At 37.4% G+C, this 18,642-nt stretch carries 18 protein-coding genes; 17 read left to right on the top strand and 1 reads right to left on the bottom strand.

Annotated elements, in window-relative coordinates:
• Nucleotides 1-16: 16 nt before the first annotated feature.
• A complete protein-coding gene (locus K412_RS0101830; protein WP_024831523.1) occupies nucleotides 17-646 on the bottom strand; it encodes a Fe-only nitrogenase accessory AnfO family protein in 630 nt (209 codons plus the stop codon).
• Nucleotides 647-1,085: 439 nt separating this feature from the next.
• Between K412_RS0101830 and nifH the strand changes: the two genes are divergently transcribed.
• From nifH to purF, 17 genes are all read left to right on the top strand, one after another.
• Nucleotides 1,086-1,907, top strand: coding sequence for a nitrogenase iron protein (gene nifH, locus K412_RS0101825; protein ID WP_024831522.1), 822 nt, complete (start codon nucleotides 1,086-1,088; stop codon nucleotides 1,905-1,907).
• A 148-nt stretch (nucleotides 1,908-2,055) separates the two neighbouring features.
• Nucleotides 2,056-2,382 carry a P-II family nitrogen regulator gene (locus tag K412_RS0101820; RefSeq protein ID WP_024831521.1) on the top strand — a complete coding sequence of 109 codons (327 nt, stop codon included), beginning with the start codon at nucleotides 2,056-2,058 and terminating at the stop codon, nucleotides 2,380-2,382.
• A gap of 12 nt (nucleotides 2,383-2,394) precedes the next feature.
• The gene (locus K412_RS0101815; protein WP_024831520.1) at nucleotides 2,395-2,769 is read left to right on the top strand and encodes a P-II family nitrogen regulator; all 375 of its coding nucleotides are present in this window, start codon (nucleotides 2,395-2,397) and stop codon (nucleotides 2,767-2,769) included.
• Between the two features lie 20 nt (nucleotides 2,770-2,789).
• A complete protein-coding gene (locus K412_RS0101810) occupies nucleotides 2,790-4,382 on the top strand; it encodes a nitrogenase component I subunit alpha (RefSeq protein WP_024831519.1) in 1,593 nt (530 codons plus the stop codon).
• Complete coding sequence (locus tag K412_RS0101805; RefSeq protein WP_024831518.1) at nucleotides 4,382-5,746, top strand: nitrogenase component 1; 1,365 nt, start codon at nucleotides 4,382-4,384, stop codon at nucleotides 5,744-5,746. Before K412_RS0101810 ends, K412_RS0101805 begins: the two co-directional genes overlap by 1 nt.
• Before the next feature lie 40 nt (nucleotides 5,747-5,786).
• Nucleotides 5,787-7,139: a nitrogenase iron-molybdenum cofactor biosynthesis protein NifE gene (gene nifE / locus K412_RS0101800; RefSeq protein ID WP_024831517.1), complete on the top strand. Its 1,353-nt coding sequence runs from the start codon at nucleotides 5,787-5,789 to the stop codon at nucleotides 7,137-7,139.
• Between the two features lie 20 nt (nucleotides 7,140-7,159).
• Nucleotides 7,160-9,814 carry a nitrogenase component 1 gene (locus K412_RS0101795; RefSeq protein WP_024831516.1) on the top strand — a complete coding sequence of 885 codons (2,655 nt, stop codon included), beginning with the start codon at nucleotides 7,160-7,162 and terminating at the stop codon, nucleotides 9,812-9,814.
• Between the two features lie 21 nt (nucleotides 9,815-9,835).
• The gene (locus K412_RS0101790; RefSeq protein WP_024831515.1) at nucleotides 9,836-10,144 is read left to right on the top strand and encodes a 2Fe-2S ferredoxin; all 309 of its coding nucleotides are present in this window, start codon (nucleotides 9,836-9,838) and stop codon (nucleotides 10,142-10,144) included.
• Between the two features lie 34 nt (nucleotides 10,145-10,178).
• Nucleotides 10,179-11,135 carry a homocitrate synthase/isopropylmalate synthase family protein gene (locus tag K412_RS0101785; RefSeq protein WP_024831514.1) on the top strand — a complete coding sequence of 319 codons (957 nt, stop codon included), beginning with the start codon at nucleotides 10,179-10,181 and terminating at the stop codon, nucleotides 11,133-11,135.
• Between the two features lie 20 nt (nucleotides 11,136-11,155).
• The gene (locus K412_RS0101780; RefSeq protein ID WP_024831513.1) at nucleotides 11,156-11,980 is read left to right on the top strand and encodes a beta/alpha barrel domain-containing protein; all 825 of its coding nucleotides are present in this window, start codon (nucleotides 11,156-11,158) and stop codon (nucleotides 11,978-11,980) included.
• A 1-nt stretch (nucleotide 11,981) separates the two neighbouring features.
• A complete protein-coding gene (gene modA, locus K412_RS0101775; protein ID WP_024831512.1) occupies nucleotides 11,982-12,797 on the top strand; it encodes a molybdate ABC transporter substrate-binding protein in 816 nt (271 codons plus the stop codon).
• 338 nt (nucleotides 12,798-13,135) lie between these two features.
• Nucleotides 13,136-13,813, top strand: coding sequence for a molybdate ABC transporter permease subunit (gene modB / locus K412_RS0101765; RefSeq protein ID WP_024831511.1), 678 nt, complete (start codon nucleotides 13,136-13,138; stop codon nucleotides 13,811-13,813).
• Nucleotides 13,813-14,877, top strand: a complete 1,065-nt coding sequence (locus K412_RS0101760; protein ID WP_024831510.1) for a sulfate/molybdate ABC transporter ATP-binding protein — start codon at nucleotides 13,813-13,815, stop codon at nucleotides 14,875-14,877. Before modB ends, K412_RS0101760 begins: the two co-directional genes overlap by 1 nt.
• Before the next feature lie 71 nt (nucleotides 14,878-14,948).
• Entirely contained in the window at nucleotides 14,949-15,236 is a 288-nt protein-coding gene (locus K412_RS0101755) for a zinc ribbon domain-containing protein (RefSeq protein WP_024831509.1), read from the top strand.
• Between the two features lie 182 nt (nucleotides 15,237-15,418).
• On the top strand, nucleotides 15,419-16,396 hold the full coding sequence (locus K412_RS0101750) for an AEC family transporter (RefSeq protein ID WP_024831508.1): 978 nt from the start codon (nucleotides 15,419-15,421) through the stop codon (nucleotides 16,394-16,396).
• A gap of 173 nt (nucleotides 16,397-16,569) precedes the next feature.
• Nucleotides 16,570-17,082: a 5-(carboxyamino)imidazole ribonucleotide mutase gene (gene purE, locus K412_RS0101745; RefSeq protein WP_024831507.1), complete on the top strand. Its 513-nt coding sequence runs from the start codon at nucleotides 16,570-16,572 to the stop codon at nucleotides 17,080-17,082.
• 87 nt (nucleotides 17,083-17,169) lie between these two features.
• Nucleotides 17,170-18,633, top strand: a complete 1,464-nt coding sequence (purF, locus tag K412_RS0101740) for an amidophosphoribosyltransferase (RefSeq protein WP_024831506.1) — start codon at nucleotides 17,170-17,172, stop codon at nucleotides 18,631-18,633.
• The last annotated feature ends 9 nt before the right edge of the window (nucleotides 18,634-18,642 follow it).

The following is an 18,642-nucleotide window of genomic DNA, read 5'->3' as shown; positions in this document are numbered from 1 at the left end:
TTTTTATATGGAACATTTAATGTGAACAAACATTATTCAATATGGAAACCTTGTACTTGTTATCTTCGCTTACTTCTATTGAATAGCTAAGGTTCAATGTGGGAAGTGTGTTATCAAACCATGGTGGAACATGGGAGCATATCACATCAAGCCTGTAAAATGGGGTAGTTTCCAAAAAGGGCTTGAGAGCTTTTTTAGAAGAAACTTCAGGATGTTTGGCTTGCAGCTCCATTAGGTTTATGTAAAAAACTCCGTTTTCTTCTGTTTGAACAGGTGAAAGGGCAATATGCTTCAAATTGGCAGATTCAGATTTTAAGCTGCTGACTTCATTATATATATCATCCAGAACACTGCTTGTAATGTCTTTTGCCTCAAATATTGAAAAACCTTCCCTGTTAAATATGTTGTAGGCAAGACCTGACATTACTTTACCGACTATTATCTCACAGTCTTCCAGCCTTATAATAAGAACTTTGATATTTTTTCTAAGATCTGATAGGGACATATTTGTATTAATATAGTAGCGAACTTCATTAAGTAACTGCCATTGCGTATTATTCTTATGGTATATATTTATACAGGATCCTTTTTCAAAGGATGCCAGTTCTTCTTCTTCATTAACTATTACTGCAATTCTCTTTAACATATGTTTGAACCTCCTCAATTATTTTATTAGCAAATGCAAAAACGGGGCTGTCAAGCTTTTAGCTTGATACGCCCCGTTGCAGTTAGTATTATTATATGGTAAGAAGAAGAAATTATCAACTGTATCCTTGAACAATAAAAATGTGTTTGTAGAAAATATACAAAACAGTTTTAGAAATGTAGGCTAATATTGACGAATTCGTGTATTGTTAATATGAACATAAAGTTTTATACTCTTAGTAAGTTAAAAAAATTAATAAAAACGACGACGAAGTCTCATTAATTCACTATGAAGTGAATAATGGGACTTTTTTAGTAGAACTACATCAAAAAGTCAGACGATGAGGTCTTAAAACGTAGAGTGAAAGCTCAGTTTTGAGACCTTTTTTTTACAGTTTGAAATTAATGTACATCAGTACAGAAAAATGGGAGGTATTTATATGAGACAGGTAGCTATTTACGGAAAAGGCGGTATTGGAAAGTCAACTACAACTCAAAACCTGACAGCAGGTTTAGGGGAAATGGGAAAAAAGATTATGATTGTAGGCTGTGACCCAAAAGCTGATTCAACCAGATTGATTTTGGGAGGCCTAGCACAACAGACAGTTTTGGATACACTCCGAGAAGAGGGCGAAGATATTGATCTTGATTTAGTTATGAAGAAAGGGTTTTCCGACATTAGTTGTGTTGAATCAGGTGGTCCCGAGCCGGGAGTAGGTTGTGCAGGAAGAGGAATAATTACTTCTATAGGCTTGCTGGAAAGACTTGGTGCATACGAAGATAATCTTGATTACGTTTTCTATGATGTTCTTGGGGATGTTGTTTGCGGAGGGTTTGCAATGCCAATTCGTGAAGGGAAGGCACAGGAAATCTATATAGTTGCCAGCGGAGAAATGATGGCACTATACGCTGCAAACAATATATCAAAAGGAATTCAGAAGTACGCCAAGACAGGCGGTGTAAGACTTGGCGGTATCATATGTAACAGCCGTAAAGTAGACGGGGAGGCCGAGTTGGTGGAAGCTTTTGCAAAGGAGCTTGGCTCGCAAATGATACATTTTGTTCCCAGAGACAACATGGTTCAGAGAGCTGAAATCCATAAAAAGACAGTAATTGATTTTGATGCGGAATGTAATCAAGCGGATGAATACAGGTCTCTTGCCAAAAAGATAGACGAAAACAAGATGTTTGTAATTCCTAAGCCACTAAAGCAGGAAAGACTTGAGGAACTTTTGATGGAACACGGAATTATGGATATTTAATATTAATCACTAAGCATTATTTTTAATATGCTTGATGAGTTTAAAACTTTCCATGGTTCGTCTCCATTGAAAATTAAACTCATTATATCTCAAATTTGAAATGTTAGTGATTGAATTTAACAAACTAAAAAGAAAGGCGGATGAAATTATGATATTGGTAAGAGCAATTATCAGACCTGAAAGAACAGGTATAGTACTTTCAGAACTGCTGGCAGCAGGCTTTCCTGCAGTAACTAAAATGGATGTATACGGAAGAGGAAAGCAAAAGGGAATTGTCATAGGTGATATCCAGTATGATGAGATTCCAAAAGAAATGCTATTAATTGTTGTAAACGATGAAGACAAGGACGACGTTGTAAAAATAATTATGAGAAATGCCCGTACAGGAGAAAAAGGAAACTTTGGTGATGGAAGAATTTTTGTCAGTGAAGTTTTGGATGCATACACAATTAGTACTGCAAAACAAGGCTTATAGGAGGTGTTGCTTATGAAAGAGGTCATGGCTTTTATCCGTACCAACAAAGTAAACAGAACTAAGGAAGCACTTGCCAATGCCGGGTTTCCGGCCTTCTCCTGCAGGCCTTGCCTAGGGAGAGGTAAGAAAAGCCTTGATGCAACCGTTTTAAACTATATTATGGAATCTGGAGAATTGCCTGTATCAAAAGCAGGTGAGGCATTTACAGAGACAGCAAGACTTATTCCAAAAAGGTTCTTTTCATTGGTGGTAGAAGACGAACAAGTGGATTTGGCAGTTAAGACTATAATTAACGTAAATCAAACCGGGAATCCAGGAGACGGCAAAATATTCATAATACCTATTCAGGAAACTTATAAGGTAAGGACAGGTGAAAACCTACTTTAAATGACAAGGTGGTGAGACAAATGAATGTAAGAAATATTGTTTTGGATAAATATAGTGCAAAAGTCTATAAAAATAGAAAAGAACACATAATGGAGCTAACCGAGGAAACTAAAAATCAGCCTATAGCAGCAAATAGCCGTACTATTCCCGGAATCATAACAAACAGAGGGTGTTGTTATGCAGGTTGTAAAGGTGTTGTTCTCGGGCCATTAAAGGATGTTCTTGTATTAACACACGGGCCCATCGGTTGTGGATTTTATTCATGGGGAACCAGAAGAAACAAAGCAAAAACCGAAGACGGAAGAAATTTTATTGAATATTGCTTTTCTACGGATCTTCAAGAGCCTGATATAGTATTCGGAGGCGAAAAAAAGCTGAGACAGGCGATAAAAGAGGCAATTGATATTTTTAAACCAAAATGTATTATGATATGCTCTACCTGTCCCGTAGGACTTATAGGTGACGATATACATGCGGTTGCCGCAGAAACCGAGAAATTATACGGAATCACCTGTATGGCATTTAGTTGTGAAGGATACAAGGGCGTCAGCCAGAGCGGAGGCCACCATATTGCAAATAACACACTCATGAAAAAAATAATAGGAGTAAATGACACGCCTCCCAAAAACAAATATTCCGTAAACATTCTAGGGGAATATAACATAGGCGGAGATGGCTGGGAAGTTGAAAGGATACTTAAGCGTATCGGCTACAATGTAATATCAGTATTTACAGGAGACGGAAGTTTTGAAGCAATTCAAAATTCTCATATGGCAAACCTAAACCTGGTGCAATGTCACCGCTCAATTAACTATATAGCAGAAATGATGAAAACTAAATACGGTGTAGATTGGATTAAGGTAAACTTTGTTGGAATTAAATCAACCATACAATCTCTTAGGGATATGGCAACATATTTTGGAGACAAGGAACTTGCCGAACGTACTGAAGAGGTAATAGACGACGAACTTGCAAACATTGCAGAAGAAAAAGAATACTACTATTCGAAACTTAAAGGTAAAACTGCCGCACTATTTGTGGGTGGTTCAAGGTCACATCATTATCAACTGTTGCTTTCGGATTTTGGTGTTTCAACAGTTCTAGCGGGCTATGAATTTGCCCACAGGGATGACTATGAAGGAAGAGAAGTAATTCCTACAATAAAAGAAGATGCTGACAGCAAAAATATAGAACACCTCAATGTAGAAAAAGACGAAAAAAAATATCACGCATATCTTACTGACGAGCAATACCAACAGCTAAAATCAAAAATTCCCCTGGAAGACTATACAGGTATGATAAGACATATGGAAAACGGCAGTATCGTTGTTGACGATCTGAATCAGTTTGAGACTGATGAGTTCCTCAAACTGTTGAAGCCTGATATATTTTTCTCGGGAATAAAGGATAAATATTCACTCCAAAAGTCAGGAGTTCTGTCCAGGCAGCTTCATTCATATGATTACAGCGGCCCATATTCAGGCTTTAGAGGCTCCATTAATTTTGCAAGAGATATAACAATGGGATTGTATACCCCGGCATGGAGATTTGTTACACCACCTTGGAAAAACAGATCTACTCTTAAAGCTTCATTAGCAGGAGGTGAAGAATAATGCTTACAATGACTCCAAAAGAAATATCAGAACGCAGCAGTTTAAGAATAAACCCGTGTAAAACATGTCAGCCGGTTGGTGCAATGTATGCAGCACTTGGAGTACATAACTGTATGCCACACAGCCACGGCTCACAGGGATGTGCTTCATACCATAGAACATTTTTGTCAAGGCATTTCAAAGAACCTGCAATGGCTTCTACAAGTTCATTTACAGAAGGTGCTTCAGTATTTGGCGGCGGAAGCAATCTCAGAACAGGTGTCAAAAATGTATTTGATATATACAACCCTGACATTATTGCAATACACACCACATGTCTTAGTGAAACAATAGGAGATGACCTGACTGCTTTTATTCAGGATATGGATATACCGGAAGGGAAATATGTTGTCCATACAAACACCCCAAGTTATGTAGGTTCCCATATAAATGGATTTTATAATATGATGTCTGGATTTATAAACTATATGGCGGAATCCACAGGTAAATCTAACGGCAAAACTGCAATTTTCCCGGGGTTTGTAAATCCAGGTGACATCAGAGAGCTAAAAAGAATACTGAAGCTTATGAAAGTACCATTTACCATGTTCCCAGATCAAAGCGGGATAATGGATGCACCCATGACGGGAAATTACTCGATGTATCCTAAAGGTGGAACCACAATACCTGAAATAGTAGGTCTTGGCGATTGTGAAAAGGTACTTGCACTTGGGGAACTTACAAGTGAGGAGCCTGCAAATATATTGGAAAGAAAGTGCAAGGTTCCATATTCACTAATGCAACTGCCAATAGGAATTGAGGCCACTGACAAATTCGTTATGGAGCTTTCTCAGATAACAAATGAGGAAATTCCTTACGAACTTGAAGAGGAACGAGGACAATTAGTAGACATAATACTGGATGCACATTTCTATTTTCATGATAAAAAAGTTGCAATATTTGGTGATCCCGACACAGTACTTGGTCTTACTCGTCTGGTATTAGAAATGGGAATGATTCCTAAATACGTTCTGACAGGGACTCCAGGTGAAGCATTTGTAAAGTTGGCTAACAATCTTTTTGAGCAATATGGTGTAAGTGATTGTATTGCAAAAGCTTCAGGTGACTTGTTTGAACTCCATCAATGGATAAAGAATGAAAAGGTTGATCTGCTTCTTGGAACATCTTATGGTAAACAAATAGCAAAGGCTGAAGACATACCCTTTGTACGTGCAGGTTTTCCCATTCTTGACAGGTATGCTCATTCGTATTCACCAATACTAGGCTATAAAGGAGCATTGAGAATGGTGGAATTAATAGCAGGGGCCTTGATGGACAAACAGGACAGGGATGCAAGTGACGAGGAATTTGAAATAGTTATGTAAATCAAGACCAACTGAAACCTTTGAAGAGGGGGGCAAAAAAATGACAAAATCACTTATATTGGAAGAACGAAAAGACTTTATCAAATTCGGATTTGAAAAAACCGGGAAGACAGCTATCAAGTGTGAAAGCAACAGCGTATCGGGAGCCGTAAGCCAGAGGGCATGTGTATACTGCGGTGCAAGAGTAGTGCTGAACCCAATTACAGACGCATTTCATATTGTCCACGGTCCCATAGGATGTGCCAGCTATACATGGGATATCCGGGGAAGCCTTACAAGCGGAAGCGACCTTTACAGAAACAGCTTTTCAACAGACTTGACGGAACAGGACATTGTTTTCGGAGGAGAAAAAAAACTCAGTGCTGCCATTGATGAAGTTGTCAAAAAGCATAATCCAAAAGTGATTTTTGTCTATGCCACATGTATTGTGGGTGTAATAGGTGATGACGTGGAAGCCGTATGCAGACATGCAGAAAAGGAACACGGAACAAGGGTTATCCCTGTAAAGTCCCCCGGATTCTCAGGTAACAAATCCTATGGTTACAAAATGGCGTGTAATGCCATACTGGAGCTTTTGAAGCCTCATAACGATATTCCTAAAACTCATGGAGTCAATATCCTTGGAGATTTCAACCTTGCTGGTGAAATGTGGATAATCAAAAACTACCTTAATGAAATAGGTATTCCAGTAATATCAACAATTACTGGGGATGCCTGCTATGATAATATTATAAAGGCACCTTCGGCAAGGCTGAATCTTGTACAGTGTGCAGGTTCAATGACTTATCTGGCAAAAAAGATGGAAGAAAAAATGAATATTCCCTTTATAAAGGTCAGCTTTTTTGGAATAGAGGATACAACACAATCCTTAATCAGAATAGCAGAAGCAATAGGTACCGAAGAAAATATAAGAAAGGCTAAGCAATTTACACAATCACAAACTGACAGACTTATACCCATGTTAGAAAAATACAAAAGCCGACTCGAAGGTAAAAAAGCAGCAATATACGTAGGTGGAGGGTTTAAGGCAATTTCACTTATAAGACAATTTAATCAGATGGGAATTGAAACAGTTGTCGTTGGGACGCAAACAGGAAAACCTGAGGAATATGAGATTATTACTAATCTGGTTAGTGAAAATGCCGTGATTTTGGATGATGCAAATCCTGCTGAACTTGAAGCTTTTATGAAGGAAAAGGATGCAGATATTTTGGTAGGTGGTGTTAAGGAAAGACCCCTTGCCTATAAACTTGGAATTGCTTTTTGCGATCACAACCATGAAAGAAAACACGCACTTGCCGGATATGAGGGAGTAATTAATTTTACAAAAGAAATAAATCAATCAATAAATAGTCCCGTATGGGATTACATTAAGCAGAAAACTGAATTTTAAAATGGAAGGGGTGAATAAGTATGAGCAAAAACCTGGTAAACCTAACTGTAAATCCATGTAAAATGTGTATGCCTATGGGAAGTGTAAGTGCTTTCTACGGAATAAAGAAATGCATGACAATACTTCATGGTTCCCAAGGCTGCAGCACTTATATAAGAAGGCATATGGCAACACACTACAATGAACCGGTAGATATTGCTTCTTCATCTCTTACAGAGGAAGGAACTGTTTTTGGCGGTGAAGGTAATCTTGTAAAAGGACTTGAAAACATGATAGCCTTGTATAATCCAGAAATAGTGGGAGTAGCAACAACCTGCCTTGCAGAAACCATTGGAGAAGATATCAATAGAATAATAAATGAATTTTATGAAAAACATCCTGAAGCAAATGTCAGAATAATTCCAGTATCATCAGCAGGTTATTCGGGAACACAGTACGAGGGATTTTTCAAAGCACTTAGAGCTATTGTTGAAAATGTAGAAATGGATGTTAAAAAGAATAACAAGGTGAATATTATAACAGGTCTTATTTCTCCGGCAGACACTAGATATTTGAAGAATTTACTTGATTCCATGAAAATAGATTATATATTACTTCCTGACATATCTGATAATCTTGACGGAGAGTATAAAAAGGTATATAACAGACTGCCTGAGGGAGGAACCTCCATAGAGGAAATTTCGCTTATGGCCGGCGCAAAGCTGACAATAGAGCTTTCTACCTTTATTACAGGAGAAGACTCTCCAGCACAATACTTATATGAAACCTATGGGGTACCATTTGTGAGATGCAGTCTCCCTGTTGGACTACGGGATACAGATATGTTTATCCGCCAGCTTGTAAAGGCGGGAGGCACAATGAGTACTGAAATCAAAAGAGAGCGGGGAAGATATCTGGATTCAATAATTGATTCACATAAATACAATAGTGAAGGCAGAGCAGTGATTTTCGGAGAGCCGGATTTTGTATACTCCACAGTAAGATTGTGTACTGAAAACGGAATTATGCCTGTAGTAGTTGCCACTGGAGGGAAGTGCAGCTCACTTAGTAATCTATTAATAGAAGAAATTCAAAAAGCATCTGATTACGCATTTGTTGAAAAATTCAAAATAATTGATGATTGTGATTTCGATACTATTGAAAAATATGCTTTAGAATTTGGTGCTAACATAATGATAGGAAGCTCAGACGGCAGACGAATCGAAGAAAAACACAAACTACCACTTGTGAGGTGTACATTCCCCATTCATGACAATATCGGAGGACAGAGGGTAAGAATACTGGGTTATGAAGGCTCAATCACCCTTCTTGACAGAATTACAAATACTCTGCTGACGCAAAAAGAACACAGCTTCCGCAGCACTCTATACAAAAAGTATTACAAGTCAAACCTTGAATCAAAGTCCAATGTAAGCGAAGCTGTCTTACCTGCTGAAACCTCTTTAGAGGACATGAAAACTGTAAATCTAAAAAAATCAGCTGTTCATCCATGCTTTAACGGCTGTGGCAGCGGATACGCCAGAATACATCTTCCCGTAGCCCCAAAATGCAATATACAATGCAATTATTGTGTTAGAAAATATGACTGTCCCAATGAAAGTAGACCCGGAGTTACAACTGAAATCCTATCACCTGAACAAGCACTGGAAAAATATAAAATCGTAAAACAAAAGATGCCAAACCTTACTGTAGTAGGAATTGCAGGGCCGGGGGATTCGCTTGCGGACTTTGAAAATACCAGAAAAACATTGATACTCATAAGAGAATTTGATCCACAAGTAACCTTTTGCCTTTCTACAAACGGACTAATGCTGCCAATATATGCAGAAGAACTTGCAAAGTTAGGAGTATCACACGTAACAGTTACAATGAATGCTGTAAATGCAACAATAGGAGCAAAAATATATAAACACATTGATTATATGGGCAACAGGTATTTTGGAGAGGTTGGAGCTGCAATTCTTATGGCAAACCAGATGGCAGGATTAAAAAAGCTTTCGGCTCTTGGTGTGGTATGCAAGGTGAATGTTGTTATGCTCAAAGGAATTAACGAGTACCATGTTCGGCAGGTAGTAAAAAAAGCCAAAGAACTTGGGTGTGATATATCCAACATAATGCAATTGATTCCTGTAGCCGGAAGTGTGTTTGAAAACATGCCCCTAACAAGTAACAAGGAAATTATGGAGATGCGAAAAATCTGCGGAAAGATAATGCCGCAAATGTATCATTGTCGTCAGTGCAGGGCCGATGCTGTTGGTACTCTGGACAATGACCAATCAATAGAATTCAGAGGATGTACATCAGCAGAGAATCAAAAAAGTATGCTATTTGCAGTTTCTTCAAAGAGTGGCATACTTGTAGATCAGCATTTTGGCCATGCGACGGATTTTTATATATATGAATACACAAATAAAAGCATACGGTTCAGGGAAAAGAGAAGTGTTTCAAAATATTGCGATGGCTCCGAAAGTTGTGATGGAATGGGCAGCGGCAATAAAGAAGGAAAAATGGATGCCATTCTTGAGACAGTCAAGGACTGTAACGGAGTAGTGGCAATGAGAATAGGAGAAGTGCCTAAACGGAAACTTAAAGAAAAATCAATTGAGATATTTACAACCTACGACAGAATTGAAGATGCGGTAAAAAAGGCGGCTGAACAGTTATGTGTCCAGTAGGTTTCAGAAAGAGAGGTTTTTATGGTAAATCCGAAATATCATGTGTTTGTATGTGCAAGCTGTAGAATTAACGGAACTCAGAAGGGGTTTTGCCACACAAAAGGAAGTGTTGCACTGATTCAAAAATTTATGGAAGAAATAGATGATAAAGATTTATCAGGTGAGGTTATGGTAACAAATACAGGCTGCTTTGGAATATGCGATAAGGGGCCTGTTGTGGTAATCTATCCCGAAGGTACCTGGTACGGAAATGTTACAGAGGATGATGTTGAAGTTATAGTGGAACAGCACCTTGTTGGGGGAGATAAGGTTAAAGAATTAGTAATATAAGCGATATTAAATTAAAATCAGGGGGGAGCAAAATATGATAAAAATAACGGATATAACATTATGTACGTTTAATTTTAAGGCTGCCCCGGAACATAAAGTTTCTCAGCTTTACAGTCTGCTTCTGCAAACAGGAATCAGCTATATCGAAATTGATATTCCTTTATTTGAATTAATAGAAGAAACAGTAGACAAATCAAAAACTGTTCTCAGGATACATTATCCTACTCAAATAAATACATTTCCAGGGTTTGCAGGCTACGTATGCCGTTTAGGAAGTCTTGAAACACCCCTGAATTTAATATCGGAAATCCAAATAAATGATGTCAGAGAATTAAATCAAATATCAAAATACTCAGAAAATAAAAATGTCAGAATTATTGGGCTTGATGACCTTCTGATACATGATTATGTAAATACATTTGCAAAAATTAAAGAAATATTCAGTGGCAGGGTGGAGTTTTGCCCCCAGAACAGGTATTATTGCGCAACGTCACTTGCAGCTGAATGGGTTTTAAATAAAGGAGAAAACATTGCAGTAAGCTTTTGTGGATCTGGTGGATTTGCAGCACTTGAAGAATTAATAATGATACTGCGTATTGCAAAACGTCACAAGCCCAATATGGATTTATCGGTTTTCCGTAAAATAAAGGAACTTTATCAGGAATTAACCGGATATCAGATTGCCGGAAACAAGGCTGTTATTGGGGACCACATATTTGATGTTGAATCTGGAATACATGTGGATGGCATACTTAAAAAAAGCTCAAATTATGAGCCTTTCGAGCCAACTGTTGTAGGTATGTCAAGAAACATAGTAATAGGCAAGCACTCAGGAAAATCCGCTGTGGAAATGAAATTGAAAGAATACGGTGTTATTCCAAAGAGTGAAATAATATCAATATTGTTAACCCGAATAAGGGAGGAAAGCATACGTCTCGGTAGAGGCCTTAACGACAGAGAATTTATTTCTATTGCAAGAAAGTTTTCATAGACTGATTGGAGTTGATATATATGAAGGAAAAGAGATATATAATCGACACAACTCTCCGTGACGGAGAACAGACTCCCGGGTATGCATTCACTAAAGCTCAGAAGGTAAATCTGGCAAAGTTAATGGATGATGCGGGAATTTATCAGATAGAAGCAGGCATACCTGCAATGGGTAATTATGAAAAAGAAACAATATTAGAAATCATGAGTCATAGAAAAAATGCTTTGATTTCAACATGGAACCGAATGAGCAAAGAGGATGTAAATAATTCCTTTGACTGTAGTCCAGATATTATTCACATAACTGCCCCTATCTCATATATTCACATATATTCTAAACTGAACAAAAATAAAGCATGGTTAAGAAAGACATTGCAGGAATGTGTCTTTATGGCCAAAGACAAAGGCTATGAAGTAACAGTAGGATTTGAAGATGCTTCACGAGCCGATATTACATTCATAATAAGCATGGCAAACCTGCTGTCAGATATGGGAGTAAAAAGTATAAGATTCGCAGATACGGTAGGGGTCCTTACGCCAACAAGAACTTATCAGTGTATACGTGAACTAATAGAAAATGTTGATATTCCGGTGGGAATACATGCACATAATGATTTGGGAATGGCTTTGGCCAATTCGCTGATAGCAGCTAAAGCCGGTGCTTTATACGTAGATACCACAATTGGAGGTATTGGAGAGAGAGCAGGAAACTGTGATTTATATCAGTTCATAACAGCTGCCGGAGGGAGTTTTAACATTATGCCCAGTTATTTTGATGCTGCAAATGTAATTAAAGAAGCACAAAACTTGTTGTTTTCAGGGCTTAATAAAACGGAGGCGATTTGATATGCTAAAGAGCCAAAAAACCCTTAGTTTTTATATATGTATTTTCATATTGATATCAATTATCACAGGTTGTGGTACACAGAAGGTAAATGATACTGAAAAAAAGAGTGCTAGTACGGCAAATAAAGTAGAACTTCTTGTGTCTGCTGCTGCAAGTCTGGCAGGTGTTGCAAAGGATTTGACAGAGTTATATAAAATTGAAAAACCAAATGTAAATATAAAGTTTACCTTTGGTTCATCAGGTGCATTACAAACACAAATAGAAGAAGGAGCACCGTCGGATATTTTTATTTCTGCGTCCCTGAAACAAATGAATGCACTTGAGCAAAAAGGGTTACTCCTTGAAGACTCAAAAAAAGAACTTCTGGTTAACAAAGTGGTACTGATTTTGCCAAAAGACAGCAAGATAAAACTGACAAAGTTTCAAGACGTTGTATCTGACAGCGTATCCATGATTGCACTGGGTGAACCTGACAGTGTTCCGGTAGGCCAGTACGCACAGGAAGTATTCAAAACCTTGGGCATTTGGATGGAAGTAAAAGGCAAAGCTGTATTTGGAAGTGATGTAAGACAGGTACTTACATGGGTGGAGAACGGAGACGTGGACTGTGGAGTGGTGTATCAAACAGATACTATAGAATCTGAAAAAATAAAGGTTATTTGTGAGGCTCCAGAGGGTACTCATAAGCCTGTTATATATCCGGTAGCTGTTCTAAAAAACAGTAAAAACCAACAGGAAGCCGGTGAATTTATAGATTTTTTGACTACTGAAAAGGCGGCTGCTGTATTTAAAAAGAATGGGTTTGAAATAAAATAAGATTTGTATATGGGGCTGTTGAAAAAACTAGAAGTTTTTTGCTTTAATACCTGTACACCCGTATAAAATTGTATCAATGATTGCTTCCAAGATATTTGCAAGTGTTTCTAGCCGCTCATCATAGGATATTTTACCGTCGCTCACATTCATCGTCCATGATTCATTGTGTCGCTAAAACCTACATCGTGTAGGTTTTCCGGTAAAATAACCATGCTTCGCTGATAAACATATGCAAATATCTTTAACCAAGCTTCCATTGATACAATTTATACTCACGTACAGCTAGAAAAGATAAAAATTAAGTTTTGCAACAACCCTATATAAAGGAGGTGGAAACCATGGATTTAGCTCCTCTTTACATTTCACTTAAAGTTGCTGTTATTGCAACAGTCATAACTGTTTTTACGGGAATATTTTCAGCATATCATGTACTTAAATTAAAGAAATTTAAAGGATTAATAGACGGATTATTTACTCTACCCATGGTTTTACCCCCCACGGTTGTGGGCTTTTTTTTATTAATCCTTTTTGGAAGAAACAGTTTCATTGGTGGAGTATTGAGGCAGATAAACATAAGTGTGGTATTTTCGTGGACAGGAGCAGTTATTGCTTCTTCGATAGTTTCATTTCCGCTGATGTACCGTACCGCAAGAGGTGCATTTGAACAGTTTGATGCGAATCTTGTAAATGCGGCAAGAACTCTTGGAATGACAGAGTTGAAAATATTTTTTAGAGTTATTGTCCCAAATGTTTATCCTGGGCTAATAGCAGGAACTGTTCTTGCATTTGCCAGAGCATTAGGAGAATTCGGAGCTACCATAATGCTTGCAGGTAATATTCCGGGAAAAACTCGTACCATGGCTGTTGCAGTATATACGGCAGTTCAGGCAGGAGATAGGGAGCAAGCATACAAGTGGGTCTTAATAATATGTGTCATGTCCTTTGGGGCAATGGTACTCATGAATTTCTGGAATACCAGACAGGTCGGTAAAAAAGCTAAGAAGGAGGAATATTAATGGCACTCTTGGTGGATATAAAAAAAAGGCTTGGAAAATTCAATCTTAATGTTCAATTCACTTCACAGCAAGGCATATTGTCTCTCCTTGGTTCTTCCGGCTCTGGTAAAAGTATGACTTTAAAATGCATAGCGGGAATTGAAACTCCTGATGAAGGTCGAATAGTTCTTGATGATCGTGTTTTATTTGATTCTGAAGAGAAAATTAATTTGCCTCCTCAGAAGAGAAGGGTGGGATATTTGTTTCAGAACTATGCACTTTTTCCTAATATGACAGTAGAAGAAAACATCGGGGCAGGGGTAAAGTTACCCAAAAAAGAAAAAGAAAAATACATACAGGATAAAATCAAGATGTTTTTCTTGGAGGGTATGGAAAAAAAGCGCCCGTCACAGTTATCCGGAGGGCAGCAGCAGAGAGTTGCTTTAGCGAGGATACTTGCTTCCGAGCCGGATATAATCATGTTGGATGAGCCATTTTCTGCCTTGGACAGCTTTTTGAAATGGCAGCTAGAGCAGGAAATCATGGGGATTTTATCAAAATTCAACGGGAATGTGCTGCTGGTTTCCCATAACAGAAATGAGGTGTACCGTTTTTCCACTGATATAGCAGTAATTTCTGAGGGAAAAATAGAAACCGTAAATAAAAAGGAGGATTTATTTAAAAACCCAAAAACTGTTGCTGCAGCGCTTATGACAGGCTGTAAAAATATTTCTGCCATAAAGCGGTTATCAGATAATTCTTTAATGGCTATTGACTGGAACATGACATTGTTTCTTAACCGAAAAATACCTGATAAGATTAAATATGTGGGAATGAGAGCTCATTATTTCAAGTACTCGGAAAAAAGAGAAGGTACAAATATAATGTCCTGTGAAGTAGTAAAAGTTATTGAAAATCCTTTTTCCTATATTATAATGCTTAAAAATCTGAACAGAAGTTCTAATGAAAGCAATTCGTCAATCAGATGGGAAGTTGATAAAGATATATGGGAGGAAATTATTGAAAAGGGTTTGCCCATTAATTTGCTCTTCCCGGAGGAATGTATTTTACTTCTTACACCGTAGTTCTAAAATATATTAGTTATTAATTGTAATATATGGTATATTCTACTATAGAGTCTTATTTGGAGGTTACTATGGAGATTATATTATACTTATTCTTTGTTATTTTGTTTTTTGGCATACTGTATTGTGTAATCCAATCAGCAATAGATGGCTCGAAAACAGCCGAAGAAATCAGGATGATAAGAATGATATTGCAAAAACAGTATGAAAAATCATCAGAGCAGAATATACAATCGGATAATAATTATGAGGTTATGGATATTCCGTATAATGTCTGTCCGGCATGTGGAGCAACGTTGGCCTCGGAGGATAGTACTTGTCCGTCCTGCGGATTGAATCTGAACGGCAAAAACGGCTAGACAATATTAAATCAAAATTATATGATAACATAGGGCTAGTTGATAATTAAATTTTATCTTTTTAGCCTGTACTAAAGGGTATAAATTGTATCAGTGAAAGCAACATTGATACAATTTTATACGGAAGTGCAGTGCGGAATAGTAAACACCCCTATATATCATAATTTTGGAGGCACATTGCCGTGGAACAGATACAGATAATAACAAACCAGATTATAATTCTGACTCTTTTGGGATTAATAGGTTTTGCAGCAGGAAAAACCGGGTTTTTGCCTGAAAATTCTCACAAATATATATCTGCCTTGATACTGAAAATAACCATGCCGTTTTTGATATTTACGACCATGGGTAATTATACTTTTACCAGAGAAACACTGACAAATGGTCTATATATATTTATTTTCGGTGTTATTTTTATCCTTATTGCAGGATTGATTGCCTTAGGCCAATGTAAAATATTGAAAATAAAGGAAAAGACAAAAAACATATATATTGCCCAATCAATGTTCGGAAATGTTATATTTATGGCATACCCGTTATTAAAAGCAATGTACGGGGATATTGGAATTGTTTATGCTATATTTTTTAATATAGCTAATGATGCCATCCTTTGGACATTGGGAATCTATCTGTTTAACAAACATAACACTCGAAATTGGAGAGGTAATCTCCTTCACCTTATAAATCCCAATACACTTGCCTTTTTATGCGGATTAGTAATGATATTTTTAAAATTCCAGTTTAAAATAGAAAAAACATTTGCATTCCAAAAAATCTGGAGTGTATTCTATGAGGCCTTCAATGGACTGGGACACACTACTATTTACCTGTCCATGGTATTTATCGGATTGATACTTTCGGGCATAAGAATAACTGGCTTGGGTGACATAGTATCAAAGCTTAAATATTTTATATTATCACTGTTTAAGCTGCTTTTAATTCCTTTTTTAGCAATACTGATTTTTGCTATTACAAAGGGAGTTTTCAATCCATTTGTTGTCAGGATAGTTGTATTGCAACTGGCTATGCCTGCTTCAACAATTGTTTCGGCATTGGCACTTCAATATGATTCAGATTATAACGCAGCTACAGAAGGAATATTTGTTTCAACTATTCTCTCAATTTTTACACTTCCGTTAATAGTTTATCTGCTTGGATAAAAGATATTCCGAATATTAAAAGTGAACGTTAAAAAAACGTTCGCTTTTTTTGTTTAGATTAATTGACAATACAGTCTCTTTATTGGTAATATAAAAGCATAAAAAGACGAATTATTTTTACAAAAATATAAAAAATGTTCATAAAAATAAATAAAATGCAGGGGGCAGATGTTATGTGTATTTCCAAAGATGCAAAGGTAGCTGTTATCATGGGAAGTGATTCAGACCTTTCAGTTATGAAAAACTGTATTAAAATTTTAAAGGATTTTGAAATAGACTGTGAGGTAATGGTTTGTTCCGCGCACAGGACACCAGATAAAGCGTCAGAGTTTGCGAAAAATGCAGAGGCTAACGGTTTTGATGTTATCATTGCAGCAGCAGGAAAAGCAGCACATCTTCCGGGCGTATTGGCAGCTTACACACCGCTTCCGGTTATTGGAGTGCCGGTAAAATCCTCTACTTTAGATGGATTGGATTCACTGCTGTCCATTGTTCAGATGCCTTCGGGAATTCCAGTTGCAACAGTTGCGGTAGATGGTGCGGAAAATGCTGCATTGCTGGCAATACAGATTCTTTCAGTTGCATATCATGAATTAAGACATAAAATGATCGATTATAAAAAATCCCTCCAAGAAAAAGTAGAAAAGAAAAATGCAGAGCTTCAAAAAAAGCTTCTTGAAATATAATTCTAAAAATTTATAACCAAATAAAAATAGGAAAAGCGGTTTTGTCATAGGCAGCCGCTCATATATCTGGATAAAAAGGAGTTACCCATGTGTAATTTTGGTGATTGTTTGAAATGCAGTAATCCTGACTGCTTTGATGAAAGAATAGATAAGATGCATGAAGAATGTGGCGTATTTGGCGTATATTCAACGGATGCCAATGAAGTAGACGTGGCCGGGTTAACGTACTACGGTCTTTATTCACTCCAGCACAGAGGTCAGGAGAGTGCGGGAATAGCAGTAAGTGACAGAGAGACAATAGTTTTTCACAAAGACATGGGACTTGTTCCCGAAATATTTGACAAGGTAATGTTAAACCACTTGAAAGGTACCATGGCAGTCGGACATGTTCGTTATTCCACTACAGGAGCAAGTAGAAGAGAAAATGCCCAGCCTATAGTAGTAAGATCAAGGAACGGACAATTGGCACTGGCTCACAACGGCAATATAGTAAATGCATCTATACTCAGAGAACAGATGGAAAATAGTGGTACAATATTTCAAACAACCAATGATACCGAAGTACTTATAAATCTTATAACTAAACACAGTATTACATCAGAAACATTGGAAGAAGCTGTGGAAAAAATGATGATGGATGTAAAGGGTTCATACGGACTTATACTTATGGCTGCTTCTAAAATATTAGGAGTAAGGGACCCTTACGGAATAAGACCTTTATGTATTGGAAAAACTCCCACAGCCTATGTACTGGCTTCCGAATCATGTGCATTGGACGCAGTAAATGCTGAATTTATAAGAGATGTTGAGCCCGGTGAAATAGTAATAATTGAAAATAATGAAATCAGGTCCGTAAGACCGTTTAATAACAAGGATACAAAACTTTGTATATTTGAATTTGTATACTTTGCAAGACCAGACAGTGTTATAGACGGAGCAAGTGTTCAGCAGTCCAGGTATGAAGCCGGAAAACGACTGGCAATTGAACACCCTGTAGAAGCTGATGTGGTAATTGGGGTACCAGATTCTGGTATTTCTGCAGCGATTGGTTTTTCAAACCAAACAGGGATACCTTACGGAGAGGGTCTTGTTAAAAATAGATACGTAGGCAGAACATTTATTCAGCCAAGTCAAGGTATGCGAGAAGTAGCTGTCAGGATAAAGCACAATCCCATAAAAAAATCAGTTGAAGGAAAAAGGGTTGTTATCATTGATGATTCTATTGTAAGAGGAACAACAACCAGAAGAATTGTGCAGATTCTTAAAAAAGCTGGTGCAAAGGAAGTTCACATGCGAGTGAGTTCACCACCTATTAAATTCCCATGTTATTTCGGAATTGATATATCTTCCAGAAAGGAACTTGTGGCGGATAAACTTTCAGTTGAAGAAATCAGAGAAATGATATGTGCCGATACTTTGGGTTACTTGAGTTTGGATGGTCTTCTCAAAACACCTATTGGTTCAAAATTAGGCTTTTGTTCAGCATGTCTAGACGGAAATTATCCCATTGATGTTCCAGAAGAAGGAGATAAGTTCAGCTGCGGCTGTTAAATAGATATT

Source organism: Ruminiclostridium josui JCM 17888 (assembly GCF_000526495.1).
GTDB classification, from domain to species: domain Bacteria; phylum Bacillota; class Clostridia; order Acetivibrionales; family DSM-1351; genus Ruminiclostridium; species Ruminiclostridium josui.
The sequence above is the reverse complement of the archived record's forward strand: the minus strand, read 5'-3'. Positions and strand labels throughout refer to the sequence as shown.

Excerpts from the sequence above, each read along its gene's own strand:
- K412_RS0101760 (WP_024831510.1), top strand. The coding sequence starts at position 13,813 with ATGGCACTCTTGGTGGATATAAAAAAAAGGCTTGGAAAATTCAATCTT.
- K412_RS0101820 (WP_024831521.1), top strand. The coding sequence starts at position 2,056 with ATGATATTGGTAAGAGCAATTATCAGACCTGAAAGAACAGGTATAGTA.
- K412_RS0101795 (WP_024831516.1), top strand. The coding sequence starts at position 7,160 with ATGAGCAAAAACCTGGTAAACCTAACTGTAAATCCATGTAAAATGTGT.
- K412_RS0101755 (WP_024831509.1), top strand. The coding sequence starts at position 14,949 with ATGGAGATTATATTATACTTATTCTTTGTTATTTTGTTTTTTGGCATA.
- K412_RS0101805 (WP_024831518.1), top strand. The coding sequence starts at position 4,382 with ATGCTTACAATGACTCCAAAAGAAATATCAGAACGCAGCAGTTTAAGA.
- purF (WP_024831506.1), top strand. The coding sequence starts at position 17,170 with ATGTGTAATTTTGGTGATTGTTTGAAATGCAGTAATCCTGACTGCTTT.
- K412_RS0101780 (WP_024831513.1), top strand. The coding sequence starts at position 11,156 with ATGAAGGAAAAGAGATATATAATCGACACAACTCTCCGTGACGGAGAA.
- nifH (WP_024831522.1), top strand. The coding sequence starts at position 1,086 with ATGAGACAGGTAGCTATTTACGGAAAAGGCGGTATTGGAAAGTCAACT.
- modB (WP_024831511.1), top strand. The coding sequence starts at position 13,136 with ATGGATTTAGCTCCTCTTTACATTTCACTTAAAGTTGCTGTTATTGCA.
- K412_RS0101810 (WP_024831519.1), top strand. The coding sequence starts at position 2,790 with ATGAATGTAAGAAATATTGTTTTGGATAAATATAGTGCAAAAGTCTAT.
- K412_RS0101790 (WP_024831515.1), top strand. The coding sequence starts at position 9,836 with ATGGTAAATCCGAAATATCATGTGTTTGTATGTGCAAGCTGTAGAATT.
- purE (WP_024831507.1), top strand. The coding sequence starts at position 16,570 with ATGTGTATTTCCAAAGATGCAAAGGTAGCTGTTATCATGGGAAGTGAT.
- K412_RS0101830 (WP_024831523.1), bottom strand. The coding sequence starts at position 646 with ATGTTAAAGAGAATTGCAGTAATAGTTAATGAAGAAGAAGAACTGGCA.
- nifE (WP_024831517.1), top strand. The coding sequence starts at position 5,787 with ATGACAAAATCACTTATATTGGAAGAACGAAAAGACTTTATCAAATTC.
- K412_RS0101815 (WP_024831520.1), top strand. The coding sequence starts at position 2,395 with ATGAAAGAGGTCATGGCTTTTATCCGTACCAACAAAGTAAACAGAACT.
- K412_RS0101785 (WP_024831514.1), top strand. The coding sequence starts at position 10,179 with ATGATAAAAATAACGGATATAACATTATGTACGTTTAATTTTAAGGCT.
- modA (WP_024831512.1), top strand. The coding sequence starts at position 11,982 with ATGCTAAAGAGCCAAAAAACCCTTAGTTTTTATATATGTATTTTCATA.